The 20,585-nt window shown below is 52.9% G+C and carries 23 protein-coding genes and 1 other RNA gene; 15 read left to right on the forward strand and 9 right to left on the reverse strand.

What is annotated here, in order from left to right; all coding sequences use genetic code 11:
• Window positions 1–37 precede the first annotated feature (37 nt).
• Window positions 38–913, forward strand: coding sequence for an HDOD domain-containing protein (locus IE090_RS12290; protein ID WP_189388685.1), 876 nt, complete (start codon window positions 38–40; stop codon window positions 911–913).
• A 7-nt stretch (window positions 914–920) separates the two neighbouring features.
• On the opposite strand, the gene IE090_RS12295 is transcribed toward IE090_RS12290, so the two are convergent.
• From IE090_RS12295 to IE090_RS12310, 4 genes are read right to left on the reverse strand one after another with little or no spacing between them, the layout of a single operon-like run.
• Window positions 921–2,108 carry a UbiH/UbiF/VisC/COQ6 family ubiquinone biosynthesis hydroxylase gene (locus tag IE090_RS12295; RefSeq protein WP_189388686.1) on the reverse strand — a complete coding sequence of 396 codons (1,188 nt, stop codon included), beginning with the start codon at window positions 2,106–2,108 and terminating at the stop codon, window positions 921–923.
• A gap of 1 nt (window position 2,109) precedes the next feature.
• Window positions 2,110–3,336, reverse strand: a complete 1,227-nt coding sequence (gene ubiH / locus IE090_RS12300; protein ID WP_189388687.1) for a 2-octaprenyl-6-methoxyphenyl hydroxylase — start codon at window positions 3,334–3,336, stop codon at window positions 2,110–2,112.
• 34 nt (window positions 3,337–3,370) lie between these two features.
• Window positions 3,371–4,681, reverse strand: coding sequence for a Xaa-Pro aminopeptidase (gene pepP / locus IE090_RS12305; protein ID WP_189388688.1), 1,311 nt, complete (start codon window positions 4,679–4,681; stop codon window positions 3,371–3,373).
• A 9-nt stretch (window positions 4,682–4,690) separates the two neighbouring features.
• Window positions 4,691–5,239: a UPF0149 family protein gene (locus tag IE090_RS12310; protein WP_189388689.1), complete on the reverse strand. Its 549-nt coding sequence runs from the start codon at window positions 5,237–5,239 to the stop codon at window positions 4,691–4,693.
• Between the two features lie 173 nt (window positions 5,240–5,412).
• On the opposite strand from IE090_RS12310, the gene IE090_RS12315 reads away from it, so the two are divergent.
• The 5 genes from IE090_RS12315 (at window position 5,413) to IE090_RS12335 (ending at window position 7,483) form a co-directional block, all read left to right on the forward strand.
• Window positions 5,413–5,652 carry a TIGR02449 family protein gene (locus tag IE090_RS12315; RefSeq protein ID WP_189388690.1) on the forward strand — a complete coding sequence of 80 codons (240 nt, stop codon included), beginning with the start codon at window positions 5,413–5,415 and terminating at the stop codon, window positions 5,650–5,652.
• Window positions 5,645–5,959 (forward strand): cell division protein ZapA, encoded by a 315-nt coding sequence (locus IE090_RS12320; protein ID WP_189388691.1) that lies wholly within the window; start codon window positions 5,645–5,647, stop codon window positions 5,957–5,959. The genes IE090_RS12315 and IE090_RS12320 overlap by 8 nt, the downstream gene beginning before the upstream one ends.
• 51 nt (window positions 5,960–6,010) lie before the next feature.
• A non-coding RNA gene (ssrS, locus tag IE090_RS12325) (6S RNA) lies at window positions 6,011–6,190 on the forward strand.
• Between the two features lie 27 nt (window positions 6,191–6,217).
• Window positions 6,218–6,826: a 5-formyltetrahydrofolate cyclo-ligase gene (locus IE090_RS12330; protein ID WP_189388692.1), complete on the forward strand. Its 609-nt coding sequence runs from the start codon at window positions 6,218–6,220 to the stop codon at window positions 6,824–6,826.
• 195 nt (window positions 6,827–7,021) lie between these two features.
• The gene (locus IE090_RS12335; RefSeq protein ID WP_189388693.1) at window positions 7,022–7,483 is read left to right on the forward strand and encodes an EVE domain-containing protein; all 462 of its coding nucleotides are present in this window, start codon (window positions 7,022–7,024) and stop codon (window positions 7,481–7,483) included.
• Between the two features lie 4 nt (window positions 7,484–7,487).
• Here IE090_RS12335 and IE090_RS12340 read toward each other — a convergent pair whose 3' ends face one another.
• From IE090_RS12340 to glnA, 3 genes are all read right to left on the reverse strand, one after another.
• Window positions 7,488–7,940 carry an ester cyclase gene (locus IE090_RS12340; RefSeq protein ID WP_189388694.1) on the reverse strand — a complete coding sequence of 151 codons (453 nt, stop codon included), beginning with the start codon at window positions 7,938–7,940 and terminating at the stop codon, window positions 7,488–7,490.
• 142 nt (window positions 7,941–8,082) lie between these two features.
• Window positions 8,083–9,045: an alpha/beta hydrolase gene (locus tag IE090_RS12345; RefSeq protein WP_189388695.1), complete on the reverse strand. Its 963-nt coding sequence runs from the start codon at window positions 9,043–9,045 to the stop codon at window positions 8,083–8,085.
• Between the two features lie 107 nt (window positions 9,046–9,152).
• On the reverse strand, window positions 9,153–10,559 hold the full coding sequence (gene glnA / locus IE090_RS12350; protein ID WP_189388696.1) for a glutamate--ammonia ligase: 1,407 nt from the start codon (window positions 10,557–10,559) through the stop codon (window positions 9,153–9,155).
• Window positions 10,560–10,997: 438 nt separating this feature from the next.
• On the opposite strand from glnA, the gene typA reads away from it, so the two are divergent.
• Both typA and IE090_RS12360 read left to right on the forward strand, forming a co-directional pair.
• Complete coding sequence (typA, locus tag IE090_RS12355) at window positions 10,998–12,806, forward strand: translational GTPase TypA (protein WP_189388697.1); 1,809 nt, start codon at window positions 10,998–11,000, stop codon at window positions 12,804–12,806.
• Window positions 12,807–12,896: 90 nt separating this feature from the next.
• Window positions 12,897–13,682: a substrate-binding periplasmic protein gene (locus tag IE090_RS12360; protein ID WP_189388698.1), complete on the forward strand. Its 786-nt coding sequence runs from the start codon at window positions 12,897–12,899 to the stop codon at window positions 13,680–13,682.
• Here IE090_RS12360 and IE090_RS12365 read toward each other — a convergent pair.
• Window positions 13,679–13,975, reverse strand: a complete 297-nt coding sequence (locus tag IE090_RS12365; protein ID WP_189388699.1) for a DUF6471 domain-containing protein — start codon at window positions 13,973–13,975, stop codon at window positions 13,679–13,681. The two genes, IE090_RS12360 and IE090_RS12365, sit on opposite strands and share 4 nt — an antisense overlap.
• 128 nt (window positions 13,976–14,103) lie before the next feature.
• On the opposite strand from IE090_RS12365, the gene IE090_RS12370 reads away from it, so the two are divergent.
• From IE090_RS12370 to IE090_RS12400, 7 genes are all read left to right on the forward strand, one after another.
• Complete coding sequence (locus tag IE090_RS12370) at window positions 14,104–14,502, forward strand: DUF2170 family protein (protein ID WP_189388700.1); 399 nt, start codon at window positions 14,104–14,106, stop codon at window positions 14,500–14,502.
• Window position 14,503: 1 nt separating this feature from the next.
• Window positions 14,504–15,196 carry a PspA/IM30 family protein gene (locus IE090_RS12375; protein WP_189388701.1) on the forward strand — a complete coding sequence of 231 codons (693 nt, stop codon included), beginning with the start codon at window positions 14,504–14,506 and terminating at the stop codon, window positions 15,194–15,196.
• Window positions 15,197–15,269: 73 nt separating this feature from the next.
• Complete coding sequence (locus tag IE090_RS12380) at window positions 15,270–16,295, forward strand: potassium channel family protein (protein ID WP_189388702.1); 1,026 nt, start codon at window positions 15,270–15,272, stop codon at window positions 16,293–16,295.
• An 8-nt stretch (window positions 16,296–16,303) separates the two neighbouring features.
• Entirely contained in the window at window positions 16,304–16,942 is a 639-nt protein-coding gene (locus IE090_RS12385; RefSeq protein WP_189388703.1) for a YjfK family protein, read from the forward strand.
• 21 nt (window positions 16,943–16,963) lie between these two features.
• The gene (locus IE090_RS12390; protein ID WP_189388704.1) at window positions 16,964–17,365 is read left to right on the forward strand and encodes a DUF350 domain-containing protein; all 402 of its coding nucleotides are present in this window, start codon (window positions 16,964–16,966) and stop codon (window positions 17,363–17,365) included.
• A gap of 12 nt (window positions 17,366–17,377) precedes the next feature.
• On the forward strand, window positions 17,378–17,989 hold the full coding sequence (locus tag IE090_RS12395; RefSeq protein ID WP_189388705.1) for a DUF1190 domain-containing protein: 612 nt from the start codon (window positions 17,378–17,380) through the stop codon (window positions 17,987–17,989).
• Window positions 17,989–19,170, forward strand: coding sequence for a glutathionylspermidine synthase family protein (locus tag IE090_RS12400; protein ID WP_189388706.1), 1,182 nt, complete (start codon window positions 17,989–17,991; stop codon window positions 19,168–19,170). Before IE090_RS12395 ends, IE090_RS12400 begins: the two co-directional genes overlap by 1 nt.
• 25 nt (window positions 19,171–19,195) lie before the next feature.
• Here the strand turns inward: IE090_RS12400 and IE090_RS12405 are convergent, their stop codons facing one another.
• Complete coding sequence (locus IE090_RS12405; protein WP_189388707.1) at window positions 19,196–20,458, reverse strand: malic enzyme-like NAD(P)-binding protein; 1,263 nt, start codon at window positions 20,456–20,458, stop codon at window positions 19,196–19,198.
• Between the last annotated feature and the right edge of the window lie 127 nt (window positions 20,459–20,585).

Below are 20,585 nucleotides of genomic sequence, written 5' to 3' on the forward strand. Positions count from 1 at the left end.
GCTACACTTACGCCGTTTTCTGATGACAGGCAGGGCTATGGCACACGAGCTGACCACAGAGCAAATTGAGTCCATTTTGCAGGGCATTCGCATCCCGCCACAGCCGCAGATCATGGTCGACCTGCAGCTAGAGCAAGTAATGCCCGACCCAGATTTGGGCCGCATTGCCAGCCTGATCCGCCAAGATCCAGCCCTGGCCGGCACCGTCCTCAAGGTCGTCAACTCACCGTTTTATGGTTTAAGTAATCGCATCACTTCGGTTGAGCAAGCGGTCAATTTGATTGGTATGAACAGTGTGGTGAACATCGTTAATGGCTTATCGATTAAAAGCCAGATGAGCGATGAAAAGATCGTAGCGATGAACCGCTTTTGGGATACCGCCACCGACATCGCCAATGTCGCCACCACCATCGCCAAGCAAGTGGGCTACCCCAACCCAGATTTGGTTTATTTACTCGGCTTATTTCATAACTGCGGCATTCCGCTGCTGATGTCACGCTTTGATAACTATTCCAGCGTGATGGTGGAGTCGTACAACCATCCAGAACTGCGCGTGGTCGATGTCGAAAATCAACAACTCAACACCAACCACGCGGTGATCGGCTATTACACCGCTAAATCTTGGCGCTTGCCTAAAATTTTGTGCGACGTCATTGCCGAACACCACAACGCCACCCGCTACTTCAGCGCCAGCGATTACCGCGATACCGAGCAGAAAACCCTGCTCGCCATTCTCAAGCTGGCGGAGCATATTTGTGGCAACTATCGAGTGTTAGGGAAGCAGTCCAGCGACCCAGAGTGGCAAATCATTGGCGATGAAGTGCTGGCTTATTTGGGCCTGGGCGAATATGACATGGAGCAAATGGAAGCTAACTTCGCCGAACTGGGTGCCAGCTACCAAAACTATTTTTAAGGGCCTATCACAGCCCCATGGCACGCTGCATCACATGCTGCTTAACGGGCAGCCAGCGATCAAACCAGCGCATGCCTTCATTGCGCGCCAAGCGCAACCAATGACTATCGGCAGCGAATAAGCGCTTAAATCCTTCCATCGCCGCCATGGTGGCCAAGTTATCGGCCTGGCGACGCCGCTGGTAGCGTTGCAGCACACTCAGCTCACCGGCAGCCAGCCCACGCTGGTGGCCACGCAGCAGCTCCTCGCTTAACGCGATGGCATCTTTAAAGCCCAGGTTAACGCCCTGCCCAGCCAATGGGTGAATGGTATGCGCGGCATCGCCGGCCAGCGCGATGCCGGCCATGACATAATCTTTGGCATGGCGCTGGCGCAAGGGAATAGCAAAGCGCGGCGATACTTGCTCCACCGCGCCAAGCCGTTGTTCAAACGCCTCAGTCAAGGCGGTAGCAAAGGCGTCGTCATCCAGCGCCATCAAGGCATTGGCTTCTTCAGGTACAGTCGACCAGACAATCGATGCCAGCTGCTCGTCACCGGGCAAAGGCAATAACGCCAACGGACCCTGGGGGCGAAAGCGCTGCCAGGCCGTTGCCTTGAGAGATTGCTGCAACCGCACCGAGGCGACAATGGCGTGATGATGATAATCCCACTCACGTGTCGGCAACCCCGCCCACTGGCGAATACGTGACTGAGCACCGTCGGCACCAACCACCAAGCTCGCCTCAACGACCTCCCCATTAGCCAAAGTCACAGGCGTCGAGCCGTGCTGAGCGTTGTCGATGTGCGCCACAGCCTCAGGCAGCAACGTCACCTCTAACTCGCTCAGTCGCTGGCGCAGCGCCGCCACGGTATGGCTGTTTTCAACGATGTGGCCCAAATCTGGGCGATGGAGATCATGGCAATCGAAGGTGACCGACGCAGTGCCCTCGCCATCCCACACATGCATGGCTTGATAGGGCTGTTTGCGGCCAATGTATTGCCAAGCACCCAATTGCTGCAACCAACGCTGAGACTGCGCCGATAACGCGCTGACACGCAAATCATAATCGGCGACTTGGTTACCGCTTGATCGCTGCGCAGGCTGAGCCAGCACTGGGTCAGCCACGGCGATGCGCCATTGACTGTGTTGCCCCAAATACGCGGCAATGGATAACCCCACCATGCCAGCGCCGACCACGATCACATCGTATTGCATGTCACTCTCCTAATTGCGCCGCGCGCTGCCCTAAGCCCATGGCATGACGGGCAAACAAACGCCGCGCCGTCGGCGCCGCCGACATCGCCACCAAGCCGACATCACGCAGCCCTTGTAGCCAGCTCTGACGACTGGCGAACAAGCTTGGCAGCCAATCACTGGCTTGAATGGTATTGCGCTGATCCGTTTGCTGCTGTTGCACATAGCGCTGCAGCAGTGCCAGCTCTCCAGGGTGATCACCGCGCTGACTGGCCTGATTTAAGTGCTGCGCCAACATCGCGGTGTCACGCAGTGCCAGGTTAAACCCCTGACCCGCCACCGGATGCAAACTGTGTGCAGCGTTGCCTAGCAACACCAGCGAGCGTCGCACTTGCTCACTGGCCGTCATCAGTGCCAAGGGATACGCCTGACGCTCACCGACTCGTTGTAAACGCCCGACCCGCCAACCGATTTGCTGCTGTAAATGCTGTAAAAATGCTTCATCACTCAGGCCCAGCACGGCGTTAACGGCATCGTCTGCCAAGGTCCACACCACAGCAAACTGACGCTGCCCCAGCGGCAGAAAAGCAATCGGCCCGGCTTCACTAAAGCGCTCATAGGCCCAATGTTGATGAGGCCGGTCCGTTTCGACTTGAGTCACCAGAGCAAAACTGTGGTACGACTTGCGCCGCTGTTCTATGCCAAGTTGAGCCGCTAACGGCGAGCGACCGCCATCGGCCATCACCAGCAAGCGGGTCTGCAGCGTGTCGCCACTATCCAGCTGCAATAAAGCGCCTTCTTGGTTCATGGTGATGCGCTCAACCTTAACCGGAGCGCGTATCTCCAAACCCTGCAGCTCGGCCAGAGGCTGCAATAACCCCTGACCCAGCACCGCATTTTCAATCACATACCCAAGTGCATCCGTGTCTTGCTCCGCCGCATGCAAATGCGCTTGACCAAAGCGACCCTGGTCTGACACCTGAATGTGCTCGATCGCGCAAGCACGCTCGGCAATACTCGGCCACACCTGCAGCTGCTGTAACAGTTGTTGGGTACCGTAGGACAACGCCGTTGCACGACCATCAAAGCTTGGCGGCCGACTGGCGATATCGCCGTCCCAGCGCAGCGCCTTGCCATCCAGCAGGGTAATGCGCCAGCCCGCTGCCAGCGCCGGGCGCAGCAAATGCACCAAGCTGGCCCCCGTCATGCCTGCGCCTAAAATGGCGATGTCAGTATCGGCGTGTGTCATGGTCACCCCTAAAAAGAGTCAGCCTCGTTTGCACTCAGCCCTGAATTAAACGCTCAATGTCGTCGGCTTCTTTCACCACCGCCGCGGTCAGGTTGCGGTGGCCGCTGTCGGTAACGGCAATGTCATCCTCGATGCGAATGCCGATGCCACGCCATTGCTCGTCCACGCTGTCGTCATCGGGCGCGATGTACAAACCCGGCTCGATGGTTAACACCATGCCAGGCTCCAGCAAGCGCCACTCGCCATCAACGCGGTAATCGCCCACATCGTGCACATCCATGCCCAGCCAATGACCCGTTTTGTGCATAAAGAAGCGGCTGTAACTCTGTTCTTCTAACGCTTGTTCAAGCGTGCCCGACAATAAGCCCAAGTCCACTAGGCCTTGCGTCAGTACCTTGACCGCTGCATCGTGCGGTTGGTTCCAGTCATTACCTGGCTTTACCTGCTCGATGGCGGCGTACTGTGCCGCCAGCACCAGGTCATATAAGGTACGCTGCGGTGCAGTGAAACGCCCGTTAGCGGGAAAAGTACGCGTCACATCTGAGGCGTAATATTCCAGTTCACAGCCGGCATCGATCAATACCAGATCGCCATCGGCAATGACAGAGCGATTGCTGGTGTAGTGCAAAATGCAGGCATTGTCGCCAGCCCCGACAATCGAGGGGTAGGCCCAGCCAGCGCCGGCATCCATAAAGGTATGCATCAGCTCTGCTTCGAGTTGATACTCATGCAAGCCAGGTTTCACTCGCTGCATGGCGCGGGTATGCGCTTGCGCCGTGATTTCACCGGCACGGGCCATCATGTCGATTTCTGCGGGCGATTTAATCAGACGCTGTTCGTGCAGCAAATGATCCAGCGCACTGAACTCGTGCGGCGCCGATACGACGCTGCGCATGTGCCGTTTAATGCGGTTGACCCAGTGCATCAGCTGCTGATCAAACTCCGGGCTGATGCCAAAGCTGGCGTAGATGCGACTGCGGCCCTCGAGCAAACCCGGCAAAATGTCGTCGATGTCATTGATGGGAAAGGCATCGTCACAACCCAACACTTCGGGCGCGGCATCGGGGCCGACGCGGCGCCCTTCCCAGATTTCGTGCTCGACGTTTTTTTCCTGACAAAACAGGATGTACTCGCCGTGCTCCCGCCCTGGCATCAGCACCAGTACCGCATTGGCTTCGTCAAAACCACTGAGGTAATAGAAGTTACTGTCAGGGCGGTATGGGTGTTCCACATCACTGTTGCGGCTGGTGATGGGGGCAGCAGGCAAGATGGCGATGCTGTTATCGGCCATGCTGTCCATCAGCTGCTGACGACGCTGCTTGAACTCCTGGGCATCCAGCTTCATAGGGCTTCCTTAATGTAGTTGTTGACCCGACTGGGTCGGCATTTGATTGAGCGAATAAAACACCGTTAACGCCGCCATGCGGGCATGCTCGGCGATTTGCTGCAATAAGAATTCGTTTTCCGGGTCGGCGGGGTCTTCGAGGGTGGCGCCGGTAAAGGCGTCGAGATCACGCAATACTTCCGTCACATCTTCCGGCAGCTGGCCGCTGACGTTACCGGCGGCACCAAAGCCATCGAGAAAGCCTTTGCTCCATTGCGCTAAGCAATCCAGCTGCTCGTCGACATCAGCTTCTTCTTCACTGGGGAGTAAGGGCTCGTAGCTCATGTCCTCTTGTGCCAGGCTTTGCAGCACGTTCGGGTAAAACTTGGCCAGAGCTTGGCTGAGAGACTCTTCTGGTGCCTCTTCCAGCTCCAGATAATCCAGTGCCTCGCGTATCCATGCTTCCGGCTTTAGCCGTGCTCCGGCTGCCAAATAGCCCGTCAGCCAGCCATGCAGAGCAGACGGTGATTGAAAGCAGCGGGCCTGAAGCCAAGTATCGGCGAGATCAGAAAAATCCATAAACATATGTCGCTTTGTGATGGGTTGTGGCGCATTCTAACATTGCCGCTCGCTGGCGGCTGCCCCAACCCAAGCGCGACAATTGACCATTCACAGCAGCGCCTAATATAGTAGGCTCGGCGCATGGCTCAGCCATGACGTCTTCGAGTTTTCCGCCAAGGTAGATCAGTTTCATGGACAGCGACGCTTATCCAGCTTCGGACAGCGCTTTACAACTTCAGTACTTGCAGCGCCAATTGGCGAAACTGCTGGCTGCCCATGAGCAGCTGCGGGAGCAGAACAAAGCCATGCGTCTGGCTGAAGCTCAATGGCAAGCTGAGCGCGCCAAGCTGCTGCAGCAAAACGAGATGGCACGGCAAAAGGTCAATGATATGATCCAACGCCTGCAAACTCTGGAGCGCAACAGTGGCTAGCTCACCCAAAACTTTGTCTCTGAACATTCTGGATCGCGAATACCGCATCAACTGCCCAGAAGGGGCCGAAGATCGCTTATATGAATCGGCCCGCCTACTCGACCAGCGCATGCAAGAAATCAAACAAGCAGGCTCTGCCACGGGCAAAGTGCTGGGGCCAGACCGCATCGCGGTTATTGCTGCGCTGAATATGGCCAACGAGCTGATCGAACTGCGCCAGCAAGATCAGCAAACACAGCGCACCTTGTCGCAGCTGAGTGAAGACATCGACCAGTTATTGGATCAAGACCAACAACTGGAACTGTAAAAGTCCGTTACTGGGGTCGGATTCCTACTCTGTTGTTTGCTATTATGCACCTGCTCCCTGGGGTGTTCGCCAGTCAGTAAAGACCTCGAGCCGATGCGTATTACCCAGGAGGGGAAGTTGGTTGTTGTGTGCATGTCCGCATGACGGAAAGCCTTATTCAGCCAATACCCCGCCACCTTGAACTTCAGGGTTCAAGGGCTTTATTTTTGACAGCGGCACAGTGGGGAGCCCTCTTCTTTTTTACCAGCCAACTTGCGCATGGATAAATCCGAACTTCGTCGTCGTATTCGCCGCCTCCGGCGTCAGCTGTCACCGCAGCAGCAGCGCCAGGCCGCACACCAACTCGCACGCCATATCAGCTCTGCCCCGGAACTCATCGGCAAACAACGCATTGCTCTGTATTGGCAAAATGACGGTGAGATCGACCCAGCCATCGCCATTCGGCACCTACTACAACGTGGCAAGCAGGTGTATCTGCCGGTGCTGCACCCGTTTAAACTAGGGCATTTACTGTTTGTGCGTTATCAACCTGGCATGCCGATGCGCAACAATCGCTACGGTATTGCCGAGCCCGACTGGCGCTCTGGCCACTGTTTACCCGCGATGTTGCTCAGTGCCATATTGATACCACTGGTTGCCTTTGATGAGCGCGGTGCGCGTTTGGGAATGGGGGGCGGCTACTATGACCGCACCCTGGCGTTCAGCCGCCATAGCCGACAGTGTCCGCTATTGATCGGCTGTGCCTATGAATTGCAGAAACTGCCTCAGTTACCGATGGCATCTTGGGATGTACCCATGCAGATGATGGTTACAGAGCAACGCTGTTATCGCTTCCCCTCAGCGAATGCTGGTCTCGGAAACGATTAAGCTGGCGGGCGTACGCTGGTCTGCACTGACGCTGGTTACCCCAGCACCGACGGCCACTAAGATGGCCAAGATAATAAGTAGGTCTGGCTTTTTCATGGTAATGCTACTTCCCCAATGTTTACGCAGCCATTCTGTGTGGCTGTTGTTGCAAGGCGATGATAGCCTTTACAAGAACTATACCTACTGATCACGGTTATGCACTACTGGTTATTTAAATCCGAGCCTGAAGAATTTAGTTTTAACGATTTGCAGCAGGCTGAGCTGGGCCGTACTGTATGGGACGGGGTTCGTAACTATCAAGCCCGCAACCTGATGCGTGATCGCATGGCTGTGGACGATCTTGCATTTTTTTACCATTCCAGCTGCAAGCAACCGTCAATCGTGGGCATTTGTCGCATAACCGCTACTCAGGTGCCCGACCCCAGTGCATTCGACCCTCAGTCGCCCTACTTTGATGCCAAATCAACGCCGGACTCGCCACGCTGGATAACCGTCGAGTTGTGTGCCGAACAGGCGTTAAATAACCCTGTGCCATTGAGTCTGATTAAACAGCAGCCAGTACTCAACGATATGGTATTGGTACGCAACCCTAGGCTGTCAGTGCAGCCTGTTAGCCAACAGCATTGGCAAGCGGTGCTAGAGCTAGCTGGTCGCTGAGCGGCTAGCCGTTGGCCACTTGGCCTATTCGAGCCGCCTGATGCATCAGCTCGGCGGTATCGAGCAGTGAATGCGCTGATTGCACTACGCCTCGGCGAACCGTCCAAAAGGTCACCGCATTGAGTGCTACGATGCGATCCGTTGGTTCAAATCCCATAAAGGGCTGGCGCAGACTGCCGGTAAAGGTTGATTGGCTGACCACCTGATTGCCTTCGGCAATCATGTCATCCACCAGAACGGCAAAGTCGGCCATGACGTGGCGAATGGAGTCGATCAGCTCTCCCATCGCCAGCAACCCCATCGGCGTTTCGATCATGCTGGCCTGATAGGTAAACTGCGACGAAGCCAGATTACCCGCCAAATGATGGCGTCCTTGATTCCAGGTCAGTTCAATAAACTGACGCACCACGCGTTTGTTGTCTTCCAATCTTTGTTGGGCGTTTGGCAGCTCGTCCATGACAAGGGCCCCATGTAACACAGTGTAAGATTGGGTTGATGATACGACAAACTGCGACGTCACGACGTATCTGCTTCACATTCTCACCGGTTTCTCTGGTACCAAAGTATGGCAATAGGTGACCAGCGCAGCAATCGGCAGATCAGCGGTTTGAAGAGCAGTCAGGTTCGCTCATCCACTCAGCCAGCTGATCAAACATCAAACGCTGGTTATAGGCCGACTCATTCACCAAGTGGTGCTGCCCACCTGCCACCATCAAGCGCCGCTGGCGAGGAAATTTTTGCTCCAACACCTGAAGGTTGTGACGCCAGTCGACGGTGCGATCACAGTCTCCCTGAACGATATTAATGGCCACATCGGTGGCAGGCTGAGATTCAATCATCGGAATCCAACGCTTGAGCGCCCCGACCCAACGCACGCTCAAAAAGCGTGGCTGCAGCGGGTCAAGTTCAGCGACAAAGCGCAGAAACTCGGCATTGGCTGAGTTGGGTTTAAACTTGCGTTTGATCTGGCGCACAAAGCGATGTACCAGACCATGAATCCATTTACCACTGCGCCAACCCGTGGGTCGAATCAAGGGGGCCAACAAGTTCACTTGGGCAAATGGACTATCAATCTGGCGAATGCCACGAGTCAGCAAGTAATGCAGAATGATGGCGCCTCCCGTGCTTTGCCCAAACACGTGAATGGGCAGCTGCAGCTGCGCGACCTGGCTAAGCACTTGGCTGAATACGTCATCGTACTGGCGAAAATCATCAATGCTGGCCACCTCGCCACTGGAAAGACCGTGGCCTGGGAGATCAAAGCAAACCACGTTTAATTGTTGGCTAAGGCAGAACTCGATCAGTGAGCGATACAAGCCGACATGGTCGTAATAGCCATGCACCAGTAACGCGACGCCTTTGGGCTGCTGCACTTGCCAGTATTGCACCACAATATCAAAGCCACCCAGCTGAGCTTTGCCAGCACTGTGCTGATGTGCCTGGCTGAACGCCAAGCGATAGTGGTCGCAATACGCTCGCCATTGCTCACTCAAAGCCGGCGATAAGGCCTGCCAATCCAGCGTGGGCGTATCCGCCACCAGCGTCGTTTTATCCCACTGCACCCAACTACTCCTCAAACTACTGGCGGCAGTATACGCCAGCTCGCGAAGGGGCGAAAAACAGACACAAAAAAGGCCGCTTACGCGGCCTTTTGTAGCAATAGCTCAGCTTACACTGAGTAGTACATATCGAACTCAGCTGGGTGCGTGGTGTGCTCAACGCGGAATACATCTTCCATTTTCAGGTCGATGTAAGCATGGATCATGTCTTCCGTGAACACACCGCCTTCAGTCAGGAAGGCCATGTCTTCTTTCAGAGCATCCAATGCTTCGCGCAGGCTGCCAGCCACCTGAGGAATCGCTGCGGCTTCTTCTGCCGGCAGGTCGTACAGGTCTTTGTCAGCGGCATCGCCAGGATGGATCTTGTTCTTAACGCCATCGATACCCGCCATCAACATGGCTGCAAACGCCAGGTATGGGTTGGCAGTGGGGTCAGGGAAACGTGCTTCAATACGCTTGCCTTTAGGTGACGCCACGTAAGGGATACGAATGGATGCACTGCGGTTGCGGGCCGAGTAAGCCAGCATCACAGGCGCTTCAAAGCCTGGGATCAGACGCTTATAAGAGTTGGTCGATGGGTTGGTGAACGCGTTCAGCGCTTTGGCGTGCTTGATGATACCGCCAATGTAGTACAGCGCCGTTTCGCTCAGGCCAGCATAGCTATCGCCAGCGAATTGGTTTTCGCCATCTTTCCAGAACGACTGGTGCACGTGCATGCCAGAGCCGTTATCGCCCACAACAGGCTTAGGCATAAAGGTCGCCGTTTTGCCGTACGCCGCAGCGACGTTGTGAACAACGTACTTCAGCATTTGCACTTCGTCGGCCTTCTTCACTAGGGTGTTGAACTTCACACCGATCTCATTCTGGTTCGCCGTCGCCACTTCGTGGTGGTGTACTTCAACGTCCAGGCCAATGGCTTCCATTAGGTTACACATGGCCGCACGAATGTCGTGTGAGCTGTCCACTGGAGGAACTGGGAAGTAGCCGCCCTTAACGCGTGGACGGTGACCCAAGTTACCGCCTTCCATCACGGTTTCGGTGTTCCAAGCGCCTTCATCAGAGTTGATTTTGTAGAAAGAGCCGGACATATCCTGGCCCCAACGCACGTCGTCAAAGATAAAGAACTCGGGCTCAGGGCCGAAGAAGGCGGTGTCGCCCAAACCAGTAGACTTCAGGTACTCTTCTGCACGCTTTGCAACAGAGCGCGGGTCACGCTCATAGCCTTGCATGGTAGAAGGCTCAATGATGTCACAGCGCAGCACCAGGGTTGGATCTTCTGTGAACGGATCCATAAATGGAGTGCTGTCATCTGGCAGCAGAATCATGTCGGATTCGTTAATGCCCTTCCAGCCAGCAATAGAAGAGCCATCGAACATCTGGCCAGTCTCGAAGAAATCCTCATCGACTTCACGCGCCGGAATGGTGACGTGCTGTTCCTTACCTTTGGAATCGGTGAAGCGCAGATCGACCCACTTCACATCGTTTTCTTTGATCAGATTCAGAGTGTTCTCTGACATGTTTCTTCTCCAGATGCTGGTTCAGATTTGAACAAGGGACGCATCCCTGTTTGGTATGAAAGTCATAGGAGCAAGTTGTATGCCATACCGCAGGATCGGCTGAGCCGCACAAAATCAGGGCCATCCAGTTCCAAAAGCATTCGCAATGCACCGAAAGACAACATTACATACGCAGACCGCACCTTTTTAGTGCGTAATCTGCGTTATGCCGAGCAGTTCCCTGCAAGAATGCACAGTATAGGTTCACCTCACAGCGCACGGAACCGTTTTGCCGCCCTATGAAGCTGCGCATTGCTTTGGCTCAAGATCCATAAAAACCGCCAAACAGTCACAATACTCGGGTTAAATAGCTCGCCATGTAAAAGCCATGCCGTATTCTCGCTGGCTTCATGTATAATCGCGCCGCATTTTGTTCAAACTTTAACCAAGGCACCTATTGTGATCGACAATCTCAGAAATATCGCCATCATCGCCCACGTTGACCATGGTAAAACCACTCTGGTTGACAAGCTGCTGGAGCAGTCCGGCACGCTGGAGCGAAACCAGGGTGGCGAGCGGGTCATGGATTCCAATGACCAAGAAAAAGAGCGTGGCATTACCATTTTGGCGAAAAACACCGCCATCAAATGGAATGACTACCGCATCAACATCGTCGACACCCCTGGGCACGCCGACTTTGGTGGTGAAGTTGAACGTGTGATGTCGATGGTCGACTCCGTCTGCCTGTTGGTCGACGCCGTTGATGGCCCGATGCCACAAACCCGCTTCGTAACGCAAAAAGCGTTTGAGCGCGGCCTGCGCCCTATTGTTGTAATTAACAAAATTGACCGCCCAGGTGCCCGCCCTGACTGGGTGATGGACGAAATTTTTGACCTGTTCGATCGCCTTGGCGCCACCGAAGAGCAGCTCGACTTCCCCGTGATCTACGCCTCGGCACTGAACGGCATCGCTGGCGATGATCCAGACAACATGGCTGACGACATGTCGCCACTGTTTCAAATGATCGTTGACCACGTGCAAGCGCCGAACGTTGAGCTGGACGGCCCATTCCAGATGCAAGTATCTGCCCTCGACTACGACAGTTTTGTTGGCGTTATCGGTGTTGGCCGTATCACGCGTGGCAAACTGAAGCCAGGCACTGACGTGCAGCTGATCGACCGCGAAGGTAACACTCGCAAAGGTCGTATTCAGCAGGTAAAAGGTTTCCACGGTCTTAACCGCGTCGACGTAGAAGAGGCAGCAGCCGGTGACATCGTCTGTATTTCCGGCATCGATGGCTTGAACATTTCTGACACCTTGTGTGCCGTTGGCAACGTTGAAGCGCTGCCGGCACTGAGCGTTGACGAACCAACGGTGAGCATGACCTTCCAGGTGAATGACTCTCCGTTTGCGGGTAAAGAAGGCAAGTACGTTACCTCGCGTAATATTAAAGACCGCCTGGATCAAGAACTGATCCATAACGTTGCCCTGCGTGTTGAGCCAGGTGACAGCCCAGAGAAGTTCAAAGTCTCTGGTCGTGGCGAGCTGCATTTGTCGGTTCTGATCGAAACCATGCGCCGTGAAGGCTTTGAAATGGCCATCGGTAAACCTGAGGTGGTGCAAAAAGAGGTGGATGGCGAGCTGCAAGAGCCCTACGAGCAGGTTGTGATCGACATCGAAGACCAGCACCAAGGCTCCATCATGGAAGAAATGGGCAACCGTCGCGCCGAAATGACCAACATGGTGCCCGATGGCAAAGGTCGCGTGCGTCTGGAGTTTATGATGCCAGCCCGTGGTCTGATCGGTTTCCGCTCGCAATTCCTGACCATGACGTCCGGCTCTGGCATCCTGACCAACGTCTTTGACCATTACGGTCCAGTGCAGGCCGGCTTGGGTTCTACCCGCCATAACGGCGTATTGGTTTCAATGGTGGCAGGTAAAGCATTGGCCTACGCGCTGTTTACCCTGCAAGATCGCGGACGCTTATTCATCGGCCCACAAACCGAGGTTTATGAAGGCATGGTGATCGGCCTGCACAGCCGTGATAACGACCTGGTGGTTAACCCCACCAAAGCCAAGCAGCTGACCAACGTGCGTGCCTCGGGTACCGATGATGCACTGACGCTGACGCCGTTTGTGCGCCACACGCTGGAACAAGCGCTGGAGTTCATTGAAGACGATGAGCTGGTAGAAGTAACGCCCACCAGCATTCGCCTGCGCAAGAAGTTCTTGAAAGAGCACGAGCGTAAGCGCGCCAAGAAAAGCTGAGATCACTCTCGCTTGCTATGATGGAACCGGGGTCTGACCCCGGTTTTTTTATGTCTGCCGTTTAATCACAGCCATGCTCGGAGATACGTTTTGGCCACCACAATCGCGCGATCTAAGGCCGCTAGCAGCCTGAAACAAGCCTTGTGCCTCATGTTATTGCTGCCTGCTGTGGTGTGTGCCCAACAGCTGACCGTTGCGGCCGGGAACTCCATGCCCCCCTATGTCATTCCCGCCAGCCAAAACGGCATTGCTTTAGAACGCCTTAGAGCCGCACTCAGCAGCGAGAACATCGAACTGGACCTAGTTTTTGGCAGCAATGCAGACAACCTCAATGCCTTTCAAACAGGCCTTGCTGACGCCATGCTGGTCGCCCCCATGGACAGCAGCGGCTTGTTTATCACCCGCACACCCATTGCTCAGATGCAAAATGTCGCCATCAGCTTGAAGCCCCTGCCCTTGCAGCAGATCAGCGATCTAAAGTCCTACCGCATTGGCGCCTTTAGCCTTGCGCATCGCATGTTGCCCCAGCCGTTTGCTGAAACCGCGGCTGATAGCCCTGACTATCGCGAGTACCCACGCCAGCTTGAGCAGGTCAAATCGTTGTTTAGCGGGGATAACGACGTTCTGGTGATGGAGCGCTCCATCTTTCGCTATTACTTCAGCCAGCTACGACAGCTCGACCCGGGCAACCCGGCGTACCAACAAAAGCCCAGATATTATCCGCTGTTCCCCACCAGCCTTCGTCATACCGGGCTCAGCGACCCAAGCATGCGCGATAAGCTCGACCAAGGCCTAAAGCGACTGCAACAAAGCGGCGAGTACGATCGCATTCGTGAGCGCTATGAACGGTTAATGGACGAATATTTGCTGCGTTAGGGATTATCAGTAGTATCCTGCTCGCGTTGTAATTTTTGAATCTGTTGCAAAGCTTCATCGTTCATGTCGAGGATATCGACCACAACCAAAAACAAATCGGCAGCAAATGCTCCCTTGCTGACTTTGCTACGCAGATTCTCGCTGGTAAGGACAATACCACGCTGCTCTAGCTCAAGCGCTAAGTCCTCATAGCGCTTGCTTTTGAGAATCATCGACGAGCGAATCAAGCGGCTAATCGCCATGCGGTACTGCGCCAGGCTGCGCTTATTCTGTGCACTTTGCTCCGGTTTCATAACATGCCTTTCCGATTACACCGCGATTTTGTTGGCTATTTCACCAATATATAAAACAATCATTGACATTAAAACAAATAAGTATAATTTGTTGCCTATTAATCACAAACGCCACCAAGGAAGCTTAAATGGCTTGGGATTTGAACAACATCAAAACGCTTTTAGATGCCCACAACAGCTGGTCGATTGAAAGCGAAGACAACTGTCTCAGCATCAGCAATGACGAGGGACTGGATGCTTTTCTCTACGCTGGCGAGCAGCAAATTATCGTTGAGTCGTTATTGTTTCCACTCAGCAGCGTGCGTGATGAAGCAGTTTTGAACCAAATGATATTGCGGACGCATCAACTCCAGCCATTGACCGGCATCAGCATCAAGATGATTGGCGGTGCGGAGTATTATGTCGCTTTTGGTGCGCTATCAACACAAAGTAAAGACAGTGTTTTATTGGAGGAAATCGAAACGCTATTTATTAATGTCGGCGAGTTTCTAGAACTGTATGCCGATCACTTGAACTGTGAGGTGTAACATGAGTCTGTCAAAAATTTGGACCGCCTTAAAAGGTAGTTTCAATGAAACTACAGAATCCATCGCCGACTCACAATCTTTGCGCATCCTAGACCAAGAAATTCGCGAAGCCAAAAAAGAGTTACAAGCAGGTGATCAGAGCCTGACCAAGATTATGGCTAAGCGCAAGCTGGCGGAGAACAAAGCTCAGGCATTGCAAGCCGACATTGATACTTACTCAAACCATGCTGTTGCCGCCATGGAGCAAGGCAACGAAGAGCTGGCTCTTGAGTGTGCTGAAAAGGTCAGTGAGCTGGAGACGCAATTGGCCCAAGAGCAGGAAATTCTTTCTAGCTTTCTGCAGTCGGAAAGTACTCTAAAAGCGAATATGGCCAAAGCCAAAGCCAATGTGCGCCGCATGGAGCAGCAAGTCGACCAGATTAAAGCTACAGAGTCTGTGCAAAAAGCTCAGGTTGCTGTATCAAGTCGGCATGTGGGGGCCAACAATAAAGTCAAAACGGCCCTAGATAGCTTAGAACGTATTAAAGGCAAACAGGCACAGCGTGCCGCTGAGTTGGAAGCTGCCGAAGAAATGGCCAATGCAGAAAGCGGCAGCGACCTAGATGCCAAGCTGAGATCTGCGGGTGTGATTGGTGGCGGCACCTCAGGTAAAGATAAATTGGCCCAATTAATGGCATCTCGCGGCAATAAATAATAGTATCTGCGCCCTTAAGCCATCTGCTGGAACTTAGCAGGTGGCTGTTGTTTTGGATCGTTAGGGATTACGAATGCCTTTGGTATTAAAACTTCGCCAACTGGCTGCTCGCCTGTTTTACCAACTGAGCAGCCTTGCAGTGATCGCTGCATTGTTTATCTATTTACTCACTAGCTGGTTAGGTCTTTATCTAGCAGGTGAAACAGACTTGCTGGTGCTGGATACCTTTTTCTATTGGATGCTGGTGACCGCTTCCACCGTTGGTTACGGCGACTATTCTCCCGCCACTGCTGCAGGGCGTTTATTCGTAGCATTCTGGGTAATACCACTGGGGTTAAGCCTATTTGCAATTGTGGTAACACGCTTTGGCATGTTAATTCACTCGCTGGTATTTAAAGGTAGAAAAGGACTGCTGATGTTAACACTGACTGACCACACCGTGATTATTGGCTGGAACGGTGCTCGCACATTGAGACTAATCGAGCTGTTACTGGCCCGTACTAATAAGCAGCGGGAACAAATTGTCTTATGCACGACGACTGATATAGAAAACCCGCTGCCAGGTAAGATTGATTTTGTTCGGGTGGATTCATTTACCCAGCCGGAGGATATGGCACGTACCTCCATCAATAGCGCTAAGCGTATCATCATCGATACCAGTTCTGACGACGTTACTTTAACGACGGCATTATTTTGTGCGGATGCCAACCCGAATGCGCACAAGACTGCGTACCTACAGCAAGAGTCATTGGCAGATCTGCTTAAAGTTCATTGTCCAAAGGTTGAGGTGATTCCCTCTGTCTCCATCGAGATGCTCGCTCGTTCTACCCTCGATCCAGGCTCAAGTCAGGTCCACAAACAGTTGTTGGACAGTACGGAGGGGATGACACAATACAGTTTGGAATATCAAGGTCAGTCGACAGAATTTCGGCATTTGTTCGAGCAATTTAAATCCAGTTTGGACGCAACATTGATTGGTGTGAGACCGGCCAATGCAGCAGATATCATTCTAAATCCACCTTTATCTTCACCAATAAATCAGGGAGATAATTTGTTCTATATCGCAGCCCATCGCATTGAGCACTCGGTACTGAGTTAGGAGGCGTTATGTTGCATTGGTTCAAAAAGACAGAAACATCTGGTACGCCTGAGATACTCGGCTTAAAACCCGGCTTCAGCTTTGAGGTAGATAGTCTGTTATTGCGACTGCTTGCGAAGGAGTTGACCGCCCAGAATATTGCCTCAACACAACTGATTCAGGCGGCTGGGATCGTTGAAATGGATGATACCTTTTTGTTCCGCTATTACACCGATGACGATGCTTGGTTGCAGGTGGTCACGCAAGGAGGTCGATCAGATCAGCATGTGATCGACGTCAAACTGTTTCACTATTACGACACTTTGAATATTGCTACCGAGCAACGCTGGAATAGGCTGCTAAGCGAAGAAATTGGGCAACAGAAATACTATTTGGAACAGCAGTGTTTTCAGCGTGTATGGACCGATATCGATGACTATCATCCTCCGGTCGCAATGACAGAAACCACTTGGGACCAGCAGCTACAACAAAGCAGCACTGATCAGTTCGCTATGTTATTTGAACGCTCTTTAGCTCACCAAGGTATGACAGAGTCATTGTTTTTAGCCGCAGAGGAGCACCGAGAAAAAAGCGGTCATTTATCACGCTGTCTGGTTATTAGTACCGGTATCACTTTAACTCCCAGTCAACTCACTATTTACGGTTAATTTAATCACAGGAAGGTCTGTATGTTAGTTCATGCTATTGGCAATTTTGCTTTGTATTTTAGTATCGCAGTGGTCGCTTTGATGTTATTCAAAGTTATTTATGCCGCTATTACGCCTCACGATGAGTGGCAATTGATTAAGCAGGAAGAAAATACCGCAGCGGCCATTGCCTTTGGCGGTGCTATTCTTGGCTTTTCTATCGCCTTAGCGGGTGCCATCAGTAACTCTGTCGACTTGATCGACTTTCTGATTTGGGGAGCGATTGCTTTATTAGCGCAACTGGTAGCTTTTGCTTTGGTACGTTTTATATTTATGCCCAAGATTGTTGCTCGGATTCAAAACAATGAAATCAGTGCTGCCATTGTCTTGCTGGCAGTGTCAGTGTCGGTGGGCCTACTTAATGCCGCATCATTGAGCTATTAAGGGGAGGCTCTGATGTCTAAACGTTCAAAAAATATCGTTCTTTCGCGCATGCGTAAACACCCAGCTACGACCCTAGCGGCTGCAGCCAGTGCTGGGTTAGTCGGCTGCTCATCTACTGAGCCGGTCACCATGGTGGCATCTATCGATGACTGTCAGGAAAGAACTTCACTGACAGAGGAACAATGCGAGTTTGCCTACAAAAAAGCGCTGGCCGAGGCGCAGCGAACCGCACCTAGGTTTCAAGATGAACGCGACTGTGAAGACAATTTTGGCTTCCATAACTGTGAAGACAGTAATCAGGGGTTTTTCACTCCAGCAATGACGGGCTTTTTAGTGGCTGAAGCCATTGATGAAGTTGGCGATGCATATCGCACGAAATACTACAGTCCAGTCTTTCGCAATAAGTACCGTGATGTCGTACTTGCTGATGGTACCGAATTAACCTACGGCAGTGGTGGCTTTGGCTCTTATCGCATACCTAAATCTGCGAATCAGCCCAAAGCTTCGGTCAGTAAGGTTTACCCTAAAGGCACAAAAACCATCAGCCGTAGCGGCTTTGGCTCAACCGCATCGGCGAAAAGCAGCTGGGGTGGTGGCTCTTCCTCGCGTAGCTGGGGTGGTTGATGCTTCGCCTTCCGATTGCTGAGCGCCCCGGCTGGGAGCAGCGCGCACACGAGTTTGGTTTTCACTTTCATACCATGTACGGCGAGCGCTACTGGGATGAAAGTGCCTATTACCAATTTTCGTTACAGCAAATCGAGCGCGATCTAGAGGCGCCAACAGAAGAGATTCATGCCATGTGCTTGGAGGTGGTCGATCTTGTGGTGCAAGACGAAAGATTGCTGCGTCGCTTTGCCATACCTCAGTCACAGTGGGACGTAGTGCGGCAAAGCTGGCTGCAACGGGAGCCCAGTTTATACTCGCGTTTAGATTTTGCTTACGACGGCCAGTCGCCTGCCAAGCTGTATGAAAACAATGCTGATACTCCTACCAGTTTGTATGAAACCGGCTTTTGGCAATGGCTATGGCTCGAAGATCAGGCCGATAAAGGCTTGATTTCGCGCCAAGCAGATCAGTTTAATAGTTTGCAAGAAAAGCTGGTCCAGCGTTTCCGTGAGTTACTCGCTAATCAGCTGCGTCAGCAAGCCAGCCCGATACTGCATGTGAGTTGCTGTAAAGACTCGGATGAGGATCGCGGCACAGTGCAATATCTGCAGGATTGTGCCGCTGAGGCGGGCATAGAGACCCGCTTTGTCTTTATTGAAGATGTTGGACGCGATGCGAACGGCCGACTCACTGACCTTGATGACCATATCATCGAATGGTGGTTTAAACTGTACCCATGGGAGTTCATGGTGCGTGAGCCGTATGCACCATTGATCGCTGAATCCGGCGTTCGCTTTGTGGAGCCAGCATGGAAGTCGGTGCTATCGAACAAGGCTATATTGCCCATGTTATGGCAGCGCTTCCCTGGCCACCCCAATCTGTTGCCGGCCTATTTCGAAGACCAGCTCGATCGAGTTCCGAGTGACATGTCATTGGTGAAAAAACCCATTTACTCGCGCGAGGGAGCAAATATTAGTTTGATCAGCGGGGCGCAAGAAACCGAATTCTCTTCCGGACCGTATGGCGAGGAGGGCTTTGTTTATCAGCAGGCGCACATGCTACCCAAGTTTGGGTCACACCACACTTTGATTGGTAGCTGGCTAGTCAACGATCAGGCAGCGGGTATTTCCATTCGTGAAGACAGTGGTCCCATCACACAAGACCTGAGCCGCTTTTTGCCGCATATTATCTTGGGATAAAAAAACCGCCCGAAGGCGGTTTTTCTTAGATCTCGCTGATCGAGTTCAGCGGGTAGTTGGCCGGCATTGGGCCATCAGCTGCCCCTGAGTCAATGGCGGCTTTTGCAACAGCGTAAGACACCTTGCCCAGCAGGCGCGAATCGGTGGCTTTAGGAATGATGTAATCCTTACTGAAGGTCAGTTCATTCAAGCCGTAGGCGGTCAGAACTTCTTGTGTGACTGGCTCTTTCGCCAGTTCTGCCAAGGCTTGTGCTGCGGCCAGTTTCATTTCTTCGTTAATCTCGCGGGCGCGAACATCGAGCGCACCACGGAATATGAATGGGAAGCCCAGTACGTTATTCACCTGGTTAGGGAAGTCTGAGCGACCGGTAGCCATGATGGCATCATCGCGTGCAGCGGCAACGACATCCGGCATGATCTCTGGCACTGGGTTGGCGCAAGCAAAGATGATGGGGCGATCCGCCATCTTCTTGATTTGCTCGGCGTTTACCATATCTGGGCCAGACAAACCTAAGAAGATGTCGGCGCCGTCGATGGCGTCATCAAAAGTACGCTTATCGGTATCCACCGCAAAGGCTTGCTTGTACTGATTCAAGTCGTCACGACCTGAGTGAATCACGCCTTTGCGATCACACATAAAGATGTTTTCTGGTTTCATGCCCGCCAGAATCAGCAGCTTGGAACAAGAAATCGCTGCCGCACCAGCACCCAACACCGCCATTTTGACTTCGCTGATTTGCTTGTCTTGGATTTCCAGTGCGTTCAATACGCCGGCGACGGTGACGATGGCAGTACCGTGCTGATCGTCGTGAAATACTGGAATGTTGCACTGCTCGATTAGGGTGCGCTCAATCTCGAAGCACTCAGGCGCTTTAATGTCTTCTAGGTTGATACCGCCATAGGTATTGGCAATGCGACGTACAGTATCGATAAAGGCCTGCGGACTTTCTGCTTCGACTTCCACATCGATGGAGTCAATACCGGCAAAGCGTTTAAACAGCAGGCTCTTACCTTCCATTACTGGCTTTGACGCCAGAGGCCCTAGGTTGCCCAAACCCAGAATGGCGGAGCCGTCGGTGATTACTGCGACTAGGTTGCCTTTGGCGGTGTACTTGTAGGCATTTTCTGGGTCTTCTGCAATGGCTTTCACAGGCTCTGCCACGCCTGGGCTGTAGGCAAGGGAAAGATCGCGAGAGGTTTCAGCTGGGGTGCTCAGCTCAATACTAATTTTGCCCGGCTTGGGGTTGGCGTGGTAATCCAGGGCCGCTTGCTTCAAATCTTCTGACATAGTACTCGTCCAGTCTTGTCGCGTTGTAAAAAGCCGGCTGTGCAACTTTGGTCCAATACACAGAGGCGTAAGGGGAGCTACTTGATAACAAAAAGCCAATCCCTTTTCCACTAAATTAGGGCGGACT

The sequence above is a fragment of the Bacterioplanes sanyensis genome (assembly GCF_014652515.1).
GTDB classification, from domain to species: Bacteria; Pseudomonadota; Gammaproteobacteria; order Pseudomonadales; family Oceanobacteraceae; genus Bacterioplanes; species Bacterioplanes sanyensis.

Excerpts from the sequence above, each read along its gene's own strand:
- IE090_RS12290 (WP_189388685.1), top strand. The coding sequence starts at position 38 with ATGGCACACGAGCTGACCACAGAGCAAATTGAGTCCATTTTGCAGGGC.
- IE090_RS12295 (WP_189388686.1), bottom strand. The coding sequence starts at position 2,108 with ATGCAATACGATGTGATCGTGGTCGGCGCTGGCATGGTGGGGTTATCC.
- ubiH (WP_189388687.1), bottom strand. The coding sequence starts at position 3,336 with ATGACACACGCCGATACTGACATCGCCATTTTAGGCGCAGGCATGACG.
- pepP (WP_189388688.1), bottom strand. The coding sequence starts at position 4,681 with ATGAAGCTGGATGCCCAGGAGTTCAAGCAGCGTCGTCAGCAGCTGATG.
- IE090_RS12310 (WP_189388689.1), bottom strand. The coding sequence starts at position 5,239 with ATGGATTTTTCTGATCTCGCCGATACTTGGCTTCAGGCCCGCTGCTTT.
- IE090_RS12315 (WP_189388690.1), top strand. The coding sequence starts at position 5,413 with ATGGACAGCGACGCTTATCCAGCTTCGGACAGCGCTTTACAACTTCAG.
- IE090_RS12330 (WP_189388692.1), top strand. The coding sequence starts at position 6,218 with ATGGATAAATCCGAACTTCGTCGTCGTATTCGCCGCCTCCGGCGTCAG.
- IE090_RS12335 (WP_189388693.1), top strand. The coding sequence starts at position 7,022 with ATGCACTACTGGTTATTTAAATCCGAGCCTGAAGAATTTAGTTTTAAC.
- IE090_RS12340 (WP_189388694.1), bottom strand. The coding sequence starts at position 7,940 with ATGGACGAGCTGCCAAACGCCCAACAAAGATTGGAAGACAACAAACGC.
- glnA (WP_189388696.1), bottom strand. The coding sequence starts at position 10,559 with ATGTCAGAGAACACTCTGAATCTGATCAAAGAAAACGATGTGAAGTGG.
- IE090_RS12365 (WP_189388699.1), bottom strand. The coding sequence starts at position 13,975 with ATGAAACCGGAGCAAAGTGCACAGAATAAGCGCAGCCTGGCGCAGTAC.
- IE090_RS12370 (WP_189388700.1), top strand. The coding sequence starts at position 14,104 with ATGGCTTGGGATTTGAACAACATCAAAACGCTTTTAGATGCCCACAAC.
- IE090_RS12375 (WP_189388701.1), top strand. The coding sequence starts at position 14,504 with ATGAGTCTGTCAAAAATTTGGACCGCCTTAAAAGGTAGTTTCAATGAA.
- IE090_RS12380 (WP_189388702.1), top strand. The coding sequence starts at position 15,270 with ATGCCTTTGGTATTAAAACTTCGCCAACTGGCTGCTCGCCTGTTTTAC.
- IE090_RS12385 (WP_189388703.1), top strand. The coding sequence starts at position 16,304 with ATGTTGCATTGGTTCAAAAAGACAGAAACATCTGGTACGCCTGAGATA.
- IE090_RS12390 (WP_189388704.1), top strand. The coding sequence starts at position 16,964 with ATGTTAGTTCATGCTATTGGCAATTTTGCTTTGTATTTTAGTATCGCA.
- IE090_RS12395 (WP_189388705.1), top strand. The coding sequence starts at position 17,378 with ATGTCTAAACGTTCAAAAAATATCGTTCTTTCGCGCATGCGTAAACAC.
- IE090_RS12400 (WP_189388706.1), top strand. The coding sequence starts at position 17,989 with ATGCTTCGCCTTCCGATTGCTGAGCGCCCCGGCTGGGAGCAGCGCGCA.
- IE090_RS12405 (WP_189388707.1), bottom strand. The coding sequence starts at position 20,458 with ATGTCAGAAGATTTGAAGCAAGCGGCCCTGGATTACCACGCCAACCCC.